The organism is Luteimonas rhizosphaericola (genome assembly GCF_029888045.1).
Classification (GTDB): domain Bacteria; phylum Pseudomonadota; class Gammaproteobacteria; order Xanthomonadales; family Xanthomonadaceae; genus Luteimonas; species Luteimonas rhizosphaericola.
In genome coordinates this window covers 400,314-415,421 of the sequence record NZ_JARXRN010000016.1, presented here as the reverse complement: position 1 = coordinate 415,421, position 15,108 = coordinate 400,314, and the positions used below count along the sequence as shown (strand labels likewise).

Genomic DNA, 15,108 nt, shown 5'->3' with positions numbered 1-15,108 from the left:
TGTACGCGCCGCGCCGCCGGGCCGCCGTCGCGCGCCGGCGACCGGGCGCCCGTTACCATCGGGTTTTGCCGTCCCGCCCCCGCATGCGCCTCCAGTCGAACCTGCCGGACCTGCCGGACCTGCCGCACGCGCCCGGCGTCTCCGCCGATGGCCGCGCCGCCGCATTGCGCGGCGCGTGGTGCTGACGATGCACGCCCCGCGTTTCGACAACGTCCTGCTGCGCGAACTTCCGGGGGATCCGGAGTCCGGTCCGCGTCCGCGGCAGGTGCAGGCAGCCTGGTCGCGGGTCCAGCCCACCCCGGTGGCGGCGCCGCGGCTGGTCGCGCATTCGCGCGAGATGGCGGCGGAGCTGGGCTGGTCGGATGACGAGGTGCGCGCGTCTGCCTTCGCCGATGTCTTCGGCGGCAACGCCCTGCTGCCCGGCATGGACCCGTTCGCGACCAACTACGGCGGCCACCAGTTCGGCCACTGGGCGGGGCAGCTGGGCGATGGCCGCGCGATCACGCTGGGCGAAGCGGTGCTGCCCGGCGGCGCGCGCCGCGAGCTGCAGCTGAAGGGGGCCGGGCTCACGCCGTATTCACGCACCGCCGACGGACGCGCCGTCCTGCGCTCGTCGGTGCGCGAGTTCCTGTGCAGCGAGGCGATGCACCACCTGGGCATCCCGACCACGCGCGCGCTCTGTCTGGTGGCCACCGGCGAAACGGTGGTGCGCGACATGTTCTACGACGGCCGGCCGCAGGCCGAGCCCGGCGCGGTCGTGTGCCGGGTCGCGCCCTCGTTCCTGCGTTTCGGCCATTTCGAGCTGCCGTCCGCGCGTGGCGACACGGCGCTGCTGCGCCAGCTGGCGGATGTCTGCATCCGGCGCGACTTCCCGCACCTGTTCGACGGCGGCGACGACGCGCCGCTGGAGGCGCTGCAGCGGCGCGGCGCCTTCACCCCGGAGCGCTACGCGGCGTGGTTCGCCGAGGTCTGCGAACGCACCGCGCGGCTGGTCGCGGGCTGGATGCGGGTGGGCTTCGTGCACGGCGTGCTCAACACCGACAACATGTCGATCCTGGGCCTGACCATCGACTACGGGCCCTACGGGTGGATCGACGACTACGATCCGGACTGGACGCCCAACACCACCGATGCGCAGGGCCGGCGCTACCGCTTCGGCTGGCAGCCGCGGGTGGCGCACTGGAACCTGGCGCGGCTGGCGCAGGCGCTCTCGCCGCTGTTCGACGATGCCGCGCCGCTGCAGGCGGGTCTGGACCGCTACGCCGACGCCTACGTGCAGGCCGAACGCGACACGATCGCGCGCAAGCTGGGGCTGGTGGGGTGCGAGGACAGCGACGTGGAGCTCATGCAGCGGCTGCAGTCCCTGATGCAGGCCGCGCGGGTCGACATGACGCTGGGCTTCCGCGCGCTGGCCGATGTCGATCCGGCGCATCCCTCCGCCGACGTGCTGGCCGACGCGTTCTACGATACGGCGCTGCGCGAGGCGCACGCGCCGGCGCTGGAGGCCTGGCTGCAGGCCTATGCGCAGCGGCTGTCGCGAGACCCGCTCGACGCCGCCGGCCGCCGTGCCCGCATGGCAGCGGCGAATCCGCGATACGTGCTGCGCAACTACCTCGCCCAGCAGGCGATCGACCGCGCGGAGGCGGGCGACGATGCGGGTGTCGCGGAGCTGCTGGACGTCGTGCGCCGGCCCTGCGACGACCAGCCGGGCCGCGAAGCGTTCGCCGCGAAGCGCCCGGAGTGGGCGCGCACGCGGGCGGGGTGCTCGATGCTGTCCTGCAGTTCCTGAGCGACCCGCGCGCGCGGGCGATGCGCCGCTCCGACCCCGATCACCCGCGCCCCGCGCGTCGGATGGCGACAGGGCCGGCAGCGTCCCCGCACTGCATGGCCGCAAACCGGCGCCGGAACCGGTGCGCGCGGCTGTCGGCGCGCCGGGCAGCGTGCGCTTCCGACTCCGGGACCGCCCGCAAAAAGAAGGCCGGCTACTTGCCGGCCTTCTTTTCCTTCTTCGCCGCTCGCTTTTCCTTCAGCGACTTTTCCGGCTTCTTCTTGTCTTCCTTGCGCTTGTCCAGGTTCTTGGCCATGGCGGTCTCCCGGTGGTTGGCGGCGCAAGCTTACTGCGCCGCGTAGCGGCCGCACAGGGGCATCCCGGCTTACGGTTCACGCCCGTGGCGGGCGGGACCGGTCCGTCGGGTGCCGCGCGTTGCCGCCGCGCCGATCTGCGCATCCGGCCGGGGCCGCGCTCCGGCGCCGCTCACTCCTGCAGAAAGGCGCCGCAGCCGCGATACACCTGGTCCCCCACACCCAGTTCGACCGAGGCCGGATAGACCTGGTCGCTCATGCCGTCGCTGCAGTCGCCGCGGACGATGCGCAGCACCACCTGGCTGCCGTCCTCGGCCCGACCGGCGAAACCCTCGCCCGACGCGAGCGGGCCGGCCTCGGCCACCACCAGCGTGCGCTCGCCCATGTCCAGCGCCAGGCTGATCGACGGCCGTTCGCCGCCATCGACCTCGAGCGACCAGAACGGCTCCGTGCCCAGCCCGCGGAAGCGGACGCCGCGCTCACGGGCCTCGTCCCACGGCGAGACCTCCTCGGTGCTCCGGCAGGTGGACGCCGCGCCGTCCAGCGTCAGCGTCGCCTCGTCGCCCTTGTTCCAGAACTCGTTGCCGGTGGCGTCGGCGTAGCGGGCGCCGGAGGCCGCCATCGCCTGCGGCAGCTGCACCTGGCGCAGTCCGGTCGACAGGGTGACCTGTCCGGCGGTGTTGTCGAAGCGTGCCGAGACCAGCGTGTCGCCGCAGCGGAAGCGCGCCGAGGCGGTGTCGGGCAGGGGCGGCGTCGTTACGGCGGCCGGCGCCGATGGCGTGGCGGGTGGCGCCGCGGCGGGAGGCTCGGGCGTGGGCGCAGGCCGGCAACCTGCGGCCAGCAGCAGGAGCAGGGCGAGCACGCACGAGGACGGGGGGCGGAACGCAGTCAGGCGCATGGCGGGTCTCCGCGAGGGGCCGGGCCGCCACTGTCGGCCATGCGCGGCGGCGGCGCAAACCGGGTCCGCGCCGCGTCGTGGCCGCGGCCTCAGTCGGGCCGGTGCGCGGTGCGCAGGACCGGATACAGGTCCAGCCGCTCGTCCCAGGACGGGTGCCGGCGATGGAAGAATTCGAGGCGGGCGGCGGGGCTGGCGGCGAACCCGGCGTCCTCGCGCAGCCGGCGTTCGAAGTCGGCGCGCAGGGCGGGGTCCGCGGCCAGCATCTCGCGCGCCACGGCTTCGGCGACGTAGGCTTCCATGTATTCCTTGCGCTCGAAGGCGTTGTTGAACACGCCCCACTGCAGCAGGGAGTCGGGCGCCTGCGGCTCGAGCAGGGCCATCACCAGCCGCGCCTTCGGCTGCGCGATGGGCACGAACAGCGAGCCGGCCGGCACCTCGCGCTCCTCGCGCGACCAACCGCCCTCGACGGACAGGCGCTGGTGGCCTTCCACCGAGCCGGCGGCGAGCGTGGTGGCGGTGGCGCGGAAGGCCTCGGTGCCGTTCGCGCGCCAGGGTGCCGCCAGCACGCTGTGCACGATCCCGTGCGCGCGCAGGCTCTCGCCCACCCGCGCGGCGAACGCGGCCGGCACCAGGTAGCCGCCGCGCGGCGCGTCGACCACCGTGCGCGGCACGATCTCGTCGCGCAGCGGCACCTTCCACACCTGCGGCGTGGAGTCGTCGTAGCGGGTCATCGGGGCGCCGGAGATCTCCGAAGGAGTGCGCGTGTAGGCGTAGCCGCGGAAGTCGATCGTGCGGGTGCGGTCGGTGGCGCGGTAGTCCAGCGGTACCGGGGTGCCGGCCAGGTCGCGCGCATCGGCCGCGCGCGCCAGCGCCATCCAGTCGCGGCCGTCGCGCGCGATCTGCCCGAGCACCGAGACGATGGTGTTGCGGGTGATCCGCACCCGCACCGGGTACGGCTTCCAGGAGTGGGTCTCGACCAGCATCGCCAGCCGGTTGCGCAGCGGGAAGTAGCCGGTGGAGAAACGCGGCGGCGAGACGCCGTCCTCGAAACCCGAGGCGGGGTCCTGGAAGTCCGTGAAGGACGGATAGAACGGCAGCGGCAGCGAGCCCTGCGCGGCGAGGTCGGCGATGGTGCGCTCGCGCAGCGACAGCCCGGCCTCGCGCAGGGTCTCGTCGCCGCCGTGCAGCGGTTCGACCTGGATCGAGATGTCGTGCTCGAACTGGGCGCCGTTGGTGGCGTGCAGGTCGATGGTGGCGATCGGGTCCCAGTCCTCGACCAGGCGCAGCATCGCCCGCATCTCCGGCGAATCGGCCTTGGCGTAGTCGCGGTTGAGGTTGTAGTTCTGCGCCGTGGTGCGCCAGCCCATCTGCGCGGGGCCGCGCTGGTTGGGGCGGTTCCAGGCGCCGAAGCGCTCGTGGCCGTCGACGTTGAACACCGGCACGAACACCCACACCAGCCGCTCCAGGGCGTCGCCGGCGGCATCGCCGTCGAGCGTCTGGCGCAGGGCCAGGAACCCGGCGTCCTTGCCGTCGATCTCGCCGGCGTGGATGCCGCCCTGCATCAACACCACCGGCAGCCCGCGCGCGTGCGCGTCGCCAGGCGTCAGCGCACCGCTGCGCGAGGCCACCAGCGCCTTCATCGGCCGGCCCTCCGGCGTGCTGCCGAAATCGATGCAGCGCACCGCATCGGGATACTCGCGCGCGAAGGCGGCGCACAGGGCGATCGTCTCGTCGTAGCGGCCGGTTTGGGCGAAACCGCTGCGCTCGGCGACGGTGGTCAGAGGCGCCTGCGCCGGCGCGGCGAGCGGCGTGGCCAGCGTGGCGAGGGCGGTGGCGAGCAGCAGGGGCTTCATCGGCATTCCGGAGATTCGGCGAGCGGGCATGATGCCAGCGGACGGCCGCCGCGCATGTGGCGATGGTCCGGGAGGACGGGCCTGCCGGGATCGGGTAGCCTGCCCGCTCCGCGCCCGAACGGTCTTCCCGCATGAGCACACCCGCCACGCCCGCCCCGCAGCGGCCGATGCCGCGCCAGATCAAGTACATCATCGGCAACGAGGCCTGCGAGCGCTTCAGCTTCTACGGGATGCGCAACATCCTGGTGCCGTTCCTGATCAGCTCGGTGCTGCTGGGGTACCTGCCCGAGGGCAGCGAGCGCGAGGCGATGGCGAAGGATGTCTTCCACACCTTCGTGATCGGGGTGTACTTCTTCCCGCTGCTCGGCGGCTGGCTGTCGGACCGGTTCTTCGGCAAGTACAACACGGTGCTGTGGTTCTCGCTGATCTACTGCGCGGGCCACGCCTGCCTGGCGCTGTTCGAGGGCCACCGCACCGGCTTCTACACCGGACTGTTCCTGATCGCGCTGGGCTCGGGCGGCATCAAGCCGCTGGTGGTGAGCTTCTGCGGCGACCAGTTCGACCAGACCAACAAGGACAAGGCGAAGCTGGTCTTCGACGCGTTCTACTGGATCATCAACTTCGGCTCGTTCTTCGCCTCGCTGTTCGCGCCGTTGCTGCTGCGCAACTTCGGCCCGGCGGTGGCGTTCGGCGTGCCCGGGGTGCTGATGTTCATCGCCACGGTGATCTTCTGGATGGGTCGCAGGCAGTACGTCAACGTGCCGCCGTCGGGCAACGATCCGCATTCGTTCCTCAACGTGGTGCGCACCGCGCTGCGCGAGCGCCGCACCGGGCAGGGCAACGCCGGCACCCTGGTGGCCTGGGGCGGGATCGCGGTGGCGGGACTGATGCTGGCGCTGTGGGCGCTGAAGGCCATCGGCGTGGCGGGGCCCTGGTGGCCGGACTCGTTCGGCTTCGTCATCACCGCCTGCCTGGCGCTGGGCGTGCTGATCGCGTTCGGCGGCTGGGGCGCGTCGCTGCAGCTCGAGCGCGCGCGCGGGCGACACCCGGATGCAGCGGTGGACGGCGTGCGCGCGGTGCTGCGGATCCTGATCGTGTTCGCGCTGGTGACCCCATTCTGGTCGCTGTTCGACCAGAAGGCCTCGACCTGGATCATCCAGGGCAACGCGATGGTGGTGCCGCACGAGCAGTGGTGGTGGCCGAGCTGGCTGGTGAAGGAGCCGGCGCAGATGCAGGCCCTCAACCCGCTGCTGGTGATGCTGCTGATCCCGTTCAACAACATCGTGCTGTATCCGCTGCTGCGCAGGATGGGCTTCGTGGTCACCGCGCTGCGGCGGATGGGCTGGGGCATCGCCATCTCGGGCGTGTCGTGGATCGTGGCCGGCGTGCTGCAGCTGTGGATCGACGGCGGCGCGGAGGTCTCGCTGGCGTGGCAGTCGCTGCCCTACCTGCTGCTGACCTTCGGCGAGGTGCTGGTGTCGGCCACCGCGCTGGAGTTCGCCTACAGCCAGGCGCCGCACGCCATGAAGGGCGTGATCATGGCGTTCTGGTACCTCACCAGCACCTTCGGCAGCCTGTGGGTGCTGCTGACCAACGCCGGCGTGCGCAACGAGGGCTTCCGGGCGATGATCGCGCAGACCGGCCTGAGCGAACCGGCCTTCCTGATGTTCTTCTTCGCCGCCTTCGCGTTCGTCGCGGCGCTGGCATTCGCGCTGTATGCGCGGCGCTACCCGATGCAGGACAATTACCGCGTCGCGACCTGAGGCCAGCCGGCAGCCCGCATGCAATCCATCGTCACCTTCGCCCTGATCGCCATCACCGTGTTCGTGTCCTGGCGCGCGTTCAACGACCGTCGCCTGCTGGACCGGCTGATCCTGTGGCCGCCGGCGATCGACCGCCACCGCCAGTACGACCGGCTGGTCACCCACGGCTTCATCCACGCCGATGCCCAGCACCTGCTGTTCAACATGATCACGCTGTTCTTCTTCGGGCGTTCGATCGAGCCGGTGTTCGTCGACCGCATCGGACACCTGGGCTTCGCCGCGTTCTACCTGTCGGCGATCGTGATGGCGATCATGCCGACCTACTTCCGGCACCAGAGGGACGCCGGCTACCGCAGCCTGGGCGCGTCCGGCGCGGTCTCGGCGGTGCTTTTCAGCTTCATCCTGTTCGCCCCGTGGAGCCTGATCTTCGTGTTCTTCCTGCCGGTGCCGGCGATCGTCTATGCCGCGCTGTACATCGGCTATTCGATCTGGATGGACCGGCGCGGCGGCGACAACGTCAACCACAGCGCCCACCTGTGGGGCGCGGCCTACGGCGTGCTGTTCACGGTGCTGATGGAGCCGCGGGTGGCGTCCACCTTCGTCTCGCGCCTGCTCAGCCCCTCGTTCGGCTGAGCGGTGCGGCGGGGCCGCGGCCCCACCGCGAAGCGGCGGTCACAGCGCGGTGGTGCGGACGATGCGCTGGCTGCTCTCGCGCTCGGTGACCTGGTAGGTCTGCTCGAGCGCGCCGTAGACGAGCGAGTCGAGCTGCGAGAATTCGAGGTTGTCGACGTCGCCGGTGCGGACGAGGTCGAACAGGCGCACGATGGCCTGCTGCTGGGTTGCGCTGTCGATCATGGGACTCCCCTGTTCATGAAGCTGGTCGTACACGGGACTGGGAAGCATGTTCCGTGCCAGAGCGAAGCGTGACCGGCGTCAAATAACCGACGCCCTCCAGCGTCACCCGTGGGCCGCCTGCGCGCCGGGGTGACCGACGCGGCCGGACGCATCGCCCACAATGCAGGTCCCCGACGCATCGCCACCGCAGGAGGCCCCATGGACCCCATCGACATCCGCCACCACGAAGGCCAGCGTTTCGAGGCCGTGTTCCCGGAAGGGCGGGCGGTACTGGACTACCAGCTGGCCGGAGGGCGCCTGGTGATCGTGCATACCGGCGTGCCGCCGGAACTGCGTGGGCGCGGTCTGGCGGGCCAGCTCGTCCGCGCGGCGTTCGAGCATGCGCGCGCGGCAGGGCTGCGGGTGGAGCCGCGCTGCAGCTATGCCGCGGAATGGAGCGAACGCCACCCGGAGTTCGCCGACCTGCTGGCGACCGGCTGAGAGCCCGACCCGGTGGCGCGGTGGCTGCGGATGCGCGCCGCAGGCGCGATCTGCCAGACTGCGCGCCCCGTCGATGCCCCGCAGCCGCATGCGCCTGAACCGCTACATCGCCGACACCGGCCACTGCTCCCGGCGCGAAGCCGACCGCATGATCGGCGAGGGCCGGGTGAGCGTGAATGGCGTGCGCGCGCGCATCGGCGCCGAGGTGGGCGAGGGCGATGCGGTCCTGCTCGACGGCCAGCCGCTGCGCACGCGCACCGCCGCGAAGGGCAGGCGCCGGCACGTGTACATCGCGCTCAACAAGCCGGTGGGGGTGACCTGCACCACCGAGTCGGCGGTCAAGGGCAACATCGTCGATTTCGTCGGCCACGAACAGCGGATCTTCCCGATCGGACGCCTGGACAAGGAGTCCGAGGGCCTGATCCTGCTGACCAGCAACGGGGACATCGTCAACGCGATCCTGCGCGCCGAGAACAAGCTGGAAAAGGAGTACCTGGTGGCGGTGAACCATCCGGTGACGGCTGAATTCCTGCGCGGGATGAGCCGGGGGGTGCCGGTGCACGGCCAGATGACCCTGCCGTGCCGGACCGGCAAGGTCGGGCGCTTCGGCTTCCGGATCGTGCTGGTGCAGGGCCTGAACCGGCAGATCCGGCTGATGGCGGCCCACTTCGGGCTGCGGGTGAAGCAGCTGCGGCGGGTGCGGATCGGCCCGGTCCAGCTGGGGCACCTCAAGCCGGGCCAGTGGCGCAACCTCACCGACCCCGAGCTGGCCGCCCTGGTCCCGGGCCGCGAGGCCTGGTAGGGCGTACCCCAGGGGGTTTACACAGCCCCCGGAAAGTGCGCTATCGTTCGCGCACTGTTCAAGGCCGGGATCACGGTACATCGTGGCTCCGATGCGGTAGATCACAAGAGTCACCAGCCGTCCCCCCCGGCGGCCGCTCCAGGCGATCCGCTCCATCGTTCGCGTTACCCCTTGCTCGATGACAGTCCAGGCATCCCGGGTGGAGCCTGGTATCCATCCACTGTTTTGTTCCAAGGAGTAGCTCCATGACTGGAGATCGTCAGACCGGCACCGTCAAGTGGTTCAACGACGCCAAGGGCTTCGGCTTCATCACCCCGGAAAGCGGCCAGGACCTGTTCGTCCACTTCCGCTCGATCCAAGGCACCGGCTTCAAGTCGCTGCAGGAAGGCCAGAAGGTCTCGTTCAAGGTCGTGCAGGGCCAGAAGGGCCTGCAGGCCGACGAAGTGCAGCCGCTGTAAGCGACGCCGCCATTCGCGACAAAGACGAGCCCCGGGTGGCGACACCCGGGGCTCGTTCTTTTGTGCGGCCCGTGGCGTGCATCGCGACGTCGCCCGGCGAAGTGCCGAACCGCCCGCTGGGCGGGCGCGTCCCCGCCGACGCCCCTTGAAGCGGCGCATGTCCGTCGCCCATCCACCGCCGCGCGCAAACGCGGGAGCGGCGTATGCGCGGCCTTGACTCCACGTGCACCGGGAGCTTGTTACAAAAACGTTAGACCGCGCGTATGCTTGCGCGCCTTCCACCCGACACCGTTCACAGGGGACGTGAGGAATGATCCGGCTGTCTCGCCCGTTTGTCCTGCCGCTGCTGGCGCTCGCGCTGGTGGCCTGTCGCGACGAGGCGCCACGCGCGCCGGCCGCCGCGACGCCCACGCCCCAGGGCGAAGTGCCGCTCGCCGAACCGCCGCGCGAGCCTGTGGAACTCGCAGACGTGGTGGAGACCGACCCGCGCTACATCGTCGGCATCACCTACCCGCCGGAGGTCAACCGCTACCCTGGCCTGGCCGCCGAACTGAAGGCCTATTCCGACGCCGCGCGCGAGGATCTGATGGAGGCGGTCGCCGGCCTCGAGGCCGACGCGACGGCGGGCACGCTCTACGACCTGGCCCTCGAATACAAGGTCATCGCCGACACGCCGGAGATCTTCGCGGTGGCCGCCGACGGCAGCAGCTTCACCGGCGGCGCCCACGGCGCGCCGCTGATCGCGCGTTTCGTCTGGCTGCCGCAGCAGGATAGGCTGCTCACCGCCGACGCGCTGGTCCGCGACCCCGAGGCCTGGCGCGCGATCGCGCGCTACGTGCGCGAGCAGCTGCATGCGGCGCTGTCGCAGCGGGTGGATGCCGACGACCTCGATCCTGCCGAGCGCGAGCGGGTGGTGCGCTCGGCGGGGCGCATGATCGACGAAGGCGCCACGCCCGAGGCCGACAGCTTCTCCGAGTTCGAACCGGTCACCGGCACCGACGGGCGCCTGGTGGCGCTGCGCTTCGTGTTCCCGCCCTACCAGGTCGGGCCGTACTCCGATGGCGTGCAGACGGTGGAGGTGCCGGCGGCCGTGCTGCTGCCGCATGTCGACGAGACGTACCGCCCGCTGTTTTCCGAGGCCTCCGCGCCGCAGTAGACTCGCTCCCGCTGGGGCCGGGCGCCGTCCCGCCCCGAAGGCGGGAGCATGCGCGAGGATCGGTTCCGGAACCGTCTGCAGTCCCTGCTGGCCGAGGCGGACGTGCGCCTGGACGGCGAACGCCCCTGGGACCTGCGCATCCATGATCCGCGGGTGCCGGCGCGGTTGCTGTCGGGCGGTTCGCTGGCGCTGGGCGAATCGTACATGGACGGCGGCTGGGAGGCGGACTCGCTCGACGGTTTCCTGCAGCGCGTGCTCGCCGCCGGGCTCGAACGGCGCGTGCTGGGACTGGCCGACGTGCGCATCGCGCTGCTCGCGCGCCTGTTCAACCTGCAGCGCGGACGCCGCGGACGCGCGGTGGGCGAGCGACATTACGATCTCGGCAACGACCTCTACGCCGCGATGCTCGGCCGGCGCCTGGTCTACAGCTGCGGCTACTGGCGCGACGCACCGGACCTGGATGCCGCGCAGGAGGCCAAGCTCGACCTGTGCTGCCGCAAGCTCGGGCTGCGGCCCGGCATGCGCCTGCTCGACATCGGGTGCGGCTGGGGCGAGATGCTCCGGTTCGCGGCCGAGCGCTACGGCGTGTCGGGCGTTGGCCTGACCATCTCGCGCGAACAGGCGGCCTACGCGTCCGCGCTGTGCGCCGGCTGGCCGATCGAGATCCGCGTGCAGGACTACCGCGGGTTCGACGGCCGCTTCGACCGGATCGTCTCGATCGGGATGTTCGAACACGTGGGCGTGCGCAATTACGCCCGCTACTTCGACCTCGCCCGGCGCTGGCTGGACCCGGACGGCCTGTTCCTGCTGCACACCATCGGCGGCAATCGCAGCCGAAGGCACACCGATCCGTGGATCGCGAAGTACATCTTCCCCAACTCGATGCTGCCGTCCGCGGCGCAGCTGGCCACGGTCCTCGAAGGCCGCTTCGTGCTCGAGGACTGGCACAACTTTGGCGCCGACTACGACCGCACCCTGCAGGCCTGGCGCGCGAACGTCGAGGTCGCCTGGCCGCGGCTGGACGCGCGCTACGACGAGCGCTTCCGGCGCATGTGGCGCTACTACCTGGCCGCGTCGATGGCGTGCTTCCGCACGCGGCTGATCCAGCTCTGGCAGCTCGTCCTCTCGCCTGGCGGGGTTCCGGGCGGCTACGTGGCGCCGCGCTGAGGAGCAGGCGACGGAGGCGTGCGGCTACGCCAGCGCGCCGCGCAGGGTGGTGGCGATGTCGGCGTCCAGGCGCAGCGTGGCGAACTCGTCGCCGCGGGTGCGGCCGCGGTTGAGGATCGCGACCGGCAGGCCGGCCGCGGCCGCCATGCGCACGAAGCGCAGGCCCGAGAAGACCATCAGCGAGGAGCCGGCCACCAGCATCGCGTCCGCGGCCTCGAGCGCCTGCCGGGCGTCGGCCACGCGCGCGCGCGGGACGTTCTCGCCGAAGAACACGACGTCGGGCTTGAGCAGGCCGCCGCACTGCTCGCACCAGGGCGGGCGGAAGCCTTCGGCCGCGGCGTCGTCGAGGTCGGCGTCGCCGTCCGGGGCGGTGCCGGCGGGGCCGGCGATCCATCCGGGATTGGCGGCCTCGATGTCGGCCTGGATCGCCTCGCGCCCGCTGCGCGCGCCGCAGCCCAGGCAGACGACGGCGTCCAGGCGCCCGTGCAGGTCGATCACGCGGCGGCTGCCAGCGCGCTGGTGCAGGCCGTCGACGTTCTGGGTCAGCACCTGGTGCACGGGGCCGCGTGATTCGAGTTCGGCCAGCGCCGCGTGCGCGGGATTCGGCCGCGCGGCGAGGAACCGCGGCCAGCCGACGCTGCTGCGCGCCCAGTAGCGGCGGTAGGCGGCGTCGCTGCCGGTCAGGGCCTGCAGCGTGATCGGCGGCGTGCGCTTCCACTCGCCGTTGCGGTCGCGGTAGTCGGGAATGCCGGAGGCGGTGCTGCAGCCCGCTCCGGTGAGCACGAACACGCGCCGGTGCCGGGCCAGCCAGTCGCGCAGCACGCCGGCCGGTTCGAGGTCGCTCGCGGTGTGGGGGAGCGCTGACATTCCGGGGATGCTAACCCGTGCGAGGTGACTGGGCGCAGACGGAGATCGCACGATGTGTTGCGGCGGACGTTACGCGCGGAGAGCGCCTCCGACCGGTCGCCGCGCCCTCTCGCCCGGTCATCGCTCTTCCCTCGGTCAGGGCACGATGCCCTGACCGAGGGAAGAGCGGTCCCTGCCGGCCGCGCTCGGCGCGGTGCCGGAGCCCCGACAGCCCGGTGGGCGCCAACCGACCGACGGCTTGCCGGACGCGTCAAGCAAAACGCCGCCGGACAGTATCCGGAGGCGCTTCAGGCGGGACGTGGCGAAGATCAGTTCGTCGGAGGCGTCGTCGACTCCGGCGCGGGCGGCGCCGTGTCGTCGCTCACTTCGGACACCAGCCCGCGCTTCTTCAGCAGGGGCTCGATCCGCGGCTCGTGGCCGGTGAAATCGACGAACAGCTGCTTGGCGTCCTTGGCCCCGCCGCGCGAGAGCAGGGTCGAGCGCAGGCGCTCGCCGTTCTCGGGCTTGAGGCCGCCGTTGGCCTTGATCCACTCGACCGTGTTCGCGTCGAGCACTTCCGACCAGATGTAGGCGTAGTAGGCCGCCGCGTAGCCGCCCATGATGTGGCTGAAGTACGGCGTGCGGTAGCGCGGCGGAACCGGGGCGTAGCCCAGGCCCACCGACGTCAGCGCCTCGGCCTCGGTCGCCATGATCTCGTCGGCCGAGGGCAGCTGGTCCTGCGGCAGCTGGTGCAGGTACTGGTCGAGCATCGCCGCGCCGAGGTACTCGGTGGTGGCGAAGCCCTCGTTGAAGGTGGCCGAGGCCATCTTCTTGTCCAGCAGGGCCTGCGGCAGCGGCTCGCCGGTCTCGTGGTGCTTGGCGTAGTTGGCCAGGATCGACGGCCAGTCGGCCCACATCTCGTTGACCTGGGACGGGAACTCGACGAAGTCGCGCGGCACGTTCATGAAGAAGTACGGGTACTTCACGTCCGAGAACATGCCGTGCAGCGCGTGCCCGAACTCGTGGAACATGGTGGTGACCTCGTCCCAGGTCAGCAGCGTCGGCTCGCCGGCCGGCGGCTTGGGGATGTTCTGGTGGTTGGCCACGACCGGCAGCGTGCCTTCGAGCTCGGACTCGCCCACATAGGAGTTCATCCACGCGCCGCCGCGCTTGGACGGACGCGCGTAGGGGTCGAAGATGAAGATCGACAGCTGCTCGCCGTCCTTGTCGAACACGTCGTAGGTCCAGGTGTCCGGGTGGTACTTCGGCAGGTCGGTGCGTTCCTTGAACGTGATGCCGTACAGCTGGGTGGCGGCGAAGAACACGCCGTTCTCCAGCACGTTCTTCATCTCGAAGTAGGGCTTGAGCTGGTTGTCGTCGAAGTCGTACTCGGCCTTGCGCACCTTCTCGGTGTAGTAGGCCCAGTCCCAAGGCTCGAGCTGGAACGTCGGCTCGCCCTTGGCCGCCTGCTCGCGGTCGATCATCGCCTGCAGCGCCTCGCCCTCGCGGCGCGCGTTGGCGACCGCCGCGGGCGCCAGGCGGCCGAGCATCTGGTTGACGGCTTCGACGGTGGCTGCGGTCTCGTCGGCGAGCACGAACTCGGCGGGGGTGGCGTAGCCCAGCAGCTTCGCGCGTTCGCCGCGCAGCTTGAGCACCTCGGCGACGATGCCGGTGTTGTCCCACTCGTTGCCGCGGCTGCCGCGGGCGACGGACGCTTCATGCACGCGCTGGCGCAGGGCGCGGTTGTCGAGCTGCGGCAGGATCGGCTGGCCGGTGGTGTTGAGCAGGGTCAGCAGGTACTTGCCTTCGTGGCCCTTGTCCGCCGCGGCCTTGGCGGCGGTCGCGATCTGCGACTCGGAGAGGCCGGCGAGTTCGGCGCGGTCGTCGACCAGCACCGCCGAATCGTTCACCTCGTCGAGCACGTTGTTGGAGAACTCGGTGCCCAGTTCGGCCAGACGGGCGTTGATGTCCTTCAGCCGGGCCTTGTCCGCGTCGCCGAGCTTGGCGCCGGAGCGGACGAAGCCGTCGTAGTACTCCTCGACCAGGCGCACGCCCTCGGCGTCGAGGCCGAGGCCGTTGCGCTGGTTGTAGACCGCCTCCACCCGCGCGAACAGCTGCGGGTCGAGCATGATCGCGTCGCGGTGCGCGGCGAACTTCGGCGCGTAGGTGTTGTTGATCTGCTTGCGGGTGTCGTTGGTGTCGGTGCCGTTGAGGTTGCCGAAGATGCGGCGGGCGTTGTCGAGCAGCTTGCCGGATTGCTCGAGCGCCAGGATCGTGTTCTCGAAGGTCGGCGCGGTCTTCTCGCTGGCGATCTTCCGGATCTCCTCCAGGTTGCGCGCCATGCCGGCGTCGAAGGCCGGGGCGAAGTGTTCGTCCTTCAGCTTGTCGAACTGCGGGTACTCCAGCGGCAGCGGGCTGTCGACGAACAGCGGGTTGCCGGCCTGGGCGTCCGTGGCGGGGGTCGCGCTGTTCACTGGGCCGTCTCCTGCGTTGGCGGTCTGGGCGGTCGCGGGGGTCGAAACCGCGGCGGTCAGGGCGATGGCCAGGGCGGCGGCGAGCGGGTGCTTCATTCGGGACATCCTCGTGGAACCGGAAAAATCTAGGGTAGCCCATGGGGGCAGGGCGGACGCCATGACGATTGGCACATGGCCGGGCGGGCCGGGCGCCGGGCTAGACTCGGCCGCAGGCCGGGCACCCCGGTCGTCATGCCGCGCGGCCGGCACTGGGGAAACGATGTTGCGGACCTCT

Annotated in this window: 13 protein-coding genes; 8 read left to right on the top strand and 5 right to left on the bottom strand. The window is 71.1% G+C overall.

Annotated features, from left to right (window positions below; all coding sequences use genetic code 11):
* Nucleotides 1–187: 187 nt before the first annotated feature.
* Nucleotides 188–1,789 carry a protein adenylyltransferase SelO gene (locus tag QFW80_RS03160; RefSeq protein ID WP_280599694.1) on the top strand — a complete coding sequence of 534 codons (1,602 nt, stop codon included), beginning with the start codon at nucleotides 188–190 and terminating at the stop codon, nucleotides 1,787–1,789.
* Nucleotides 1,790–2,254: 465 nt separating this feature from the next.
* Here the strand turns inward: QFW80_RS03160 and QFW80_RS03155 are convergent, their stop codons facing one another.
* Together QFW80_RS03155 and QFW80_RS03150 are read right to left on the bottom strand one after the other, a co-directional pair.
* Nucleotides 2,255–2,980: a COG3650 family protein gene (locus tag QFW80_RS03155; RefSeq protein WP_280599692.1), complete on the bottom strand. Its 726-nt coding sequence runs from the start codon at nucleotides 2,978–2,980 to the stop codon at nucleotides 2,255–2,257.
* An 89-nt stretch (nucleotides 2,981–3,069) separates the two neighbouring features.
* Complete coding sequence (locus QFW80_RS03150) at nucleotides 3,070–4,833, bottom strand: M14 family zinc carboxypeptidase (protein WP_425603494.1); 1,764 nt, start codon at nucleotides 4,831–4,833, stop codon at nucleotides 3,070–3,072.
* Nucleotides 4,834–4,964: 131 nt separating this feature from the next.
* Between QFW80_RS03150 and QFW80_RS03145 the strand changes: the two genes are divergently transcribed.
* Both QFW80_RS03145 and QFW80_RS03140 read left to right on the top strand, forming a co-directional pair.
* Entirely contained in the window at nucleotides 4,965–6,596 is a 1,632-nt protein-coding gene (locus QFW80_RS03145) for a POT-type proton-dependent oligopeptide transporter (RefSeq protein ID WP_280599689.1), read from the top strand.
* 27 nt (nucleotides 6,597–6,623) lie between these two features.
* Entirely contained in the window at nucleotides 6,624–7,229 is a 606-nt protein-coding gene (locus tag QFW80_RS03140; protein ID WP_280599938.1) for a rhomboid family intramembrane serine protease, read from the top strand.
* Nucleotides 7,230–7,268: 39 nt separating this feature from the next.
* Here QFW80_RS03140 and QFW80_RS03135 read toward each other — a convergent pair whose 3' ends face one another.
* Nucleotides 7,269–7,451: a hypothetical protein gene (locus QFW80_RS03135; RefSeq protein WP_280599687.1), complete on the bottom strand. Its 183-nt coding sequence runs from the start codon at nucleotides 7,449–7,451 to the stop codon at nucleotides 7,269–7,271.
* A 198-nt stretch (nucleotides 7,452–7,649) separates the two neighbouring features.
* Here QFW80_RS03135 and QFW80_RS03130 point away from each other — a divergent pair, with 198 nt between their 5' ends.
* The 5 genes from QFW80_RS03130 to cfa all read left to right on the top strand — a co-directional run bounded on the left by QFW80_RS03130 (nucleotide 7,650) and on the right by cfa (nucleotide 11,514).
* Nucleotides 7,650–7,931, top strand: a complete 282-nt coding sequence (locus QFW80_RS03130; protein ID WP_280599685.1) for a GNAT family N-acetyltransferase — start codon at nucleotides 7,650–7,652, stop codon at nucleotides 7,929–7,931.
* 73 nt (nucleotides 7,932–8,004) lie between these two features.
* Complete coding sequence (locus tag QFW80_RS03125; RefSeq protein ID WP_280599684.1) at nucleotides 8,005–8,733, top strand: pseudouridine synthase; 729 nt, start codon at nucleotides 8,005–8,007, stop codon at nucleotides 8,731–8,733.
* Between the two features lie 245 nt (nucleotides 8,734–8,978).
* The gene (locus QFW80_RS03120; RefSeq protein ID WP_280576659.1) at nucleotides 8,979–9,191 is read left to right on the top strand and encodes a cold-shock protein; all 213 of its coding nucleotides are present in this window, start codon (nucleotides 8,979–8,981) and stop codon (nucleotides 9,189–9,191) included.
* Nucleotides 9,192–9,501: 310 nt separating this feature from the next.
* The gene (locus QFW80_RS03115; protein ID WP_280599683.1) at nucleotides 9,502–10,347 is read left to right on the top strand and encodes a DUF3298 and DUF4163 domain-containing protein; all 846 of its coding nucleotides are present in this window, start codon (nucleotides 9,502–9,504) and stop codon (nucleotides 10,345–10,347) included.
* Nucleotides 10,348–10,395: 48 nt separating this feature from the next.
* Nucleotides 10,396–11,514, top strand: a complete 1,119-nt coding sequence (cfa, locus tag QFW80_RS03110; protein WP_280599681.1) for a cyclopropane fatty acyl phospholipid synthase — start codon at nucleotides 10,396–10,398, stop codon at nucleotides 11,512–11,514.
* A gap of 24 nt (nucleotides 11,515–11,538) precedes the next feature.
* Here the strand turns inward: cfa and QFW80_RS03105 are convergent, their stop codons facing one another.
* Both QFW80_RS03105 and QFW80_RS03100 read right to left on the bottom strand, forming a co-directional pair.
* Complete coding sequence (locus tag QFW80_RS03105) at nucleotides 11,539–12,381, bottom strand: NAD-dependent protein deacetylase (protein ID WP_280599679.1); 843 nt, start codon at nucleotides 12,379–12,381, stop codon at nucleotides 11,539–11,541.
* Nucleotides 12,382–12,689: 308 nt separating this feature from the next.
* The gene (locus QFW80_RS03100) at nucleotides 12,690–14,930 is read right to left on the bottom strand and encodes a M3 family metallopeptidase (RefSeq protein WP_280599677.1); all 2,241 of its coding nucleotides are present in this window, start codon (nucleotides 14,928–14,930) and stop codon (nucleotides 12,690–12,692) included.
* Between the last annotated feature and the right edge of the window lie 178 nt (nucleotides 14,931–15,108).